This window comes from Pseudovibrio sp. Ad46 (genome assembly GCF_001623065.1).
Taxonomy (GTDB): Bacteria; Pseudomonadota; Alphaproteobacteria; order Rhizobiales; family Stappiaceae; genus Pseudovibrio.
On sequence record NZ_LMCG01000034.1, the window covers coordinates 1 to 3,059 of the forward strand.

Genomic DNA, 3,059 nt, shown 5'->3' on the forward strand with positions numbered 1-3,059 from the left:
GCTCTAAGGTAGCGTGAGTGTCAGCTTATGGTCACTCAGCAACAAGCAGACCAAAATCTATCGGAGGTTGAGGTGGCACGCTGGCCAGAAGCTACTGGGTTGAGGCTGAATGGCAGTTATTGGTCACCTACGTCGTGCCGCTACTAGGAATGCTTTGCGCCGATGAAGGTCCGCAAAGGGGGGCTTTCGGTATGAATCTTTATTACTCTCCCACAGCCGCAAAACAAAAGATTACGGCACCACAGATTTTCATCTTTATGATGCCGTAAGACCTTACATGGCCCAGTTCAGCCGACGAGACAAAAAATTAGGATCGTTTCGCTTTTTTGCGCGCAACAGCCGACTTCAGTTCTTCGAATTTATCATCAAGTCGCTCTATTCTATCTGATAGATATTGCTTAACTCCACTGTCATTTCTTACTCGGAAATATGAAGCGTTCATGTGGGTATGATCTTTCAAAATATTCTTTATTTCCTCTATGAAGGCGGTTTGTTTTTCCTTCAGGGCTGCGAGATTATAGTTTTTCTCGTGACATTGGCGGGGAAGGTAAACCTCACTGTAGACTAAGAACGCTTTGCCTATTCCATTGGCTTTGCCAAATGAATGGTTTCTTTCGCAGTACTTCTTAAAGGTTGAAAAAAGCTCTCCAAGTTCCAAGGTCTCAGCCTGTGCTTGATTGATTGCTTTAACTAGCAAAGTCTTCCGCTCGTTATATCGCTCCTGCCTTTCCTCCAAACCAACAGAGTAATCTTTCTGAAGTGTCACCACCTTTTCAAGGGCCGACGTAATCGGACGTTGGAAGCGGTCCAAACGCAGCTTGTCAAACGGATTACGCAGCGTGGGATCACCCAGGGCCACCTCATCGGCCAAAACCATCGCAAGCTTTTCCTGCTCGCTATTCAGGAAGTCACGATACGCTGAAAATTCTGTTTCTTCGCAGATGGAAGGTAGGTTGAAACGAAATGAATAGAGAATCTTGGTTTGTTTATTCTCTTCCCTTAGTTTTTCGATATCTGCACAAGCAGCTTTAACTCGCCTGATTGTTTCTGGAAGACGGTCCTGTGTATTTTTCACCATCTTCAACCCTTGTTGGAGATCTTCCTTGTGCTGTGAAAGGATTTCGGCATTTCTTCTCTCAATCAAGCTTGCCCTCAGATCAATAATCCGCCTGGCGAGTTCTGCATTCTCGAAATGTTTCAGCTCAAGTTCTGTTGAGTTTCGTTCGGGGTCACTCAGCCTTTTTTGCAGATCTTTTCGGCATTCAAGCGTCACTTGACTAATTAAAGTACCATCAAGCCCGGCATAGATCGGCACATCCAAGCCAGCCATAAGCATCACGCATTGTTCAGTTGATTCCGAAATCAATGGCTGAAGGTCGCTGTTAAAATTCCAGCCTTTGTCGCCAAACAGAGCTGTAAGTTGATCATCAGACACTTCAGGAAGAGGATTGCAGCTCACTAATAGAGCGCATGACAATATAGCTACTGCGCTCAAAGTTGCTTTTGCTGAATGCTTCAAAATCATTTTATTCATAGTCCTTCCAAGAAAATAAGTCTCATTTCGCGAATAAAAAACGCATTATGGAGGCGCGGTGGTCACTGCAAGCCTTCCAACAAGCGCTGCAGGCGAGCACCATCAGGGCTATCCAGCAGCGTGACTTTCTCTTGATTGGCTTTGCCCGGATTGGTGATCATATCGAATGAACTTGTGATCTGAGTACCACCATCAACCCTGCTGAAGCGCAAAGCAGCACGGGCACGTGGAATGCCATCGCTGTAGGAGGCATGCTGCTTTCGTTCCGTGCTGTTTGGGGTGAGGATCTGTTCGACCACAACAGTGTTGCTGGTCTTGCGGATCACCTTAAATCCTATGCCAGCAAATGCATCGATCACAGCCTTTTTGGCTGCTGGAACAGATTTTTGTGTCACCACCCGAGGTGGCTGTTTTGATGAGACGGGAATGGATGTTGTTTGGCAGGCCGCTAAGAGCATGGTTGCGGCAAGAAGAACGAAAAGCTTTTTCATGGAAATCTCCGTTTGAATGATCCATCAAGTTGCGATGGGTGGATTGGTAAGTGATCTGCAACAGCGCAGAGCTTGGGACTGAGTGCGGCTGAGTGAGAAATGACACCCTAAGCGAGCTAAGAACGGCCAGCCGTTAAGGAGGCGAGATCCTCAAAGTTGCCTGAGCGGTCTATGCCGCTCATAATTTGGATGAAGGTTTTTGAGAGCACAGTGCGCTGTTCTTCATTGAGATTTGCCAGCAGGTTTTCAGCTGCTTGCCTGCGGGACTTGACAAGTTCATCAGCTTTTCTTTTGCCCCCGGCCGTGAGCTTCACCTTAACTTGACGGCCCTCACGCTTCATACGCCGGACAAGCTTGCCCTCTTCTAACCGGTCGACAAGCGTTGCCGTTGCGGATTGACTGAGACAGACTTGCTTTGAGATGTACGCAAGAGAGGGCGCTGCTTTTCTGCGCAGAAGTAGCAAGATTGCTGCGCAATTTGCTGGAAGCTCCCCATAGGTTTGCACAACTGCATCTTCTAAAGCGGTGCTGACTTCACAAAGCTGGTCGGCAAGATACTTGGCCTGCACTATAAAATACTCCAAATTCAAATTTCAAAACAATGAGGTGTTGTTCGTTCCCAACATCGCTCAGATCGGTTCATTTCTTCCGTCACAAAAACGGGGGAGAGCGCTGTCAAGGATCGACCCTGAGGCGGGGTATCTCCCACTGGAATGCACTTGCAGCTCGTGTCCTTCTTGCATGACTTTTGGGCCGGATGTGCCGGCGCAAAAGTCCTGCAGGAAGGATGGGGAGGCCTCAGGGTCGGGGAGCAGTAGCTCCCTTGTCCTTGACAGCGATCGGGGGCACAGTCCCATTTTTTTTGAGAGGTGCTTATTCATCCAGATTTGCCTTGCTGAGCAGGCCAAAAACAGACTTTTGAAGGTGCAGATCCCCGGCTTTAGCTTTTGCCAGACAGCCGCGCACAAAGCCGCCATAGGAGTTGATGGTGGTGGCCGGATCGGTGCTGCGGCGCTCGGCAATCACAATGATTA

3 protein-coding genes are annotated in these 3,059 nt (G+C 48.3%); all 3 read right to left on the minus strand.

The features are described 5' to 3' along the window. Nucleotides 1–307: 307 nt before the first annotated feature. Nucleotides 308–1,534, minus strand: a complete 1,227-nt coding sequence (locus PsAD46_RS06525) for a hypothetical protein (protein ID WP_063302845.1) — start codon at nt 1,532–1,534, stop codon at nt 308–310. 62 nt (nt 1,535–1,596) lie between these two features. Then, nucleotides 1,597–2,025, minus strand: coding sequence for a hypothetical protein (locus PsAD46_RS06530; protein ID WP_063291674.1), 429 nt, complete (start codon nt 2,023–2,025; stop codon nt 1,597–1,599). Nucleotides 2,026–2,141: 116 nt separating this feature from the next. Beyond that, complete coding sequence (locus PsAD46_RS06535) at nt 2,142–2,594, minus strand: MarR family transcriptional regulator (protein ID WP_063291673.1); 453 nt, start codon at nt 2,592–2,594, stop codon at nt 2,142–2,144. Between the last annotated feature and the right edge of the window lie 465 nt (nt 2,595–3,059).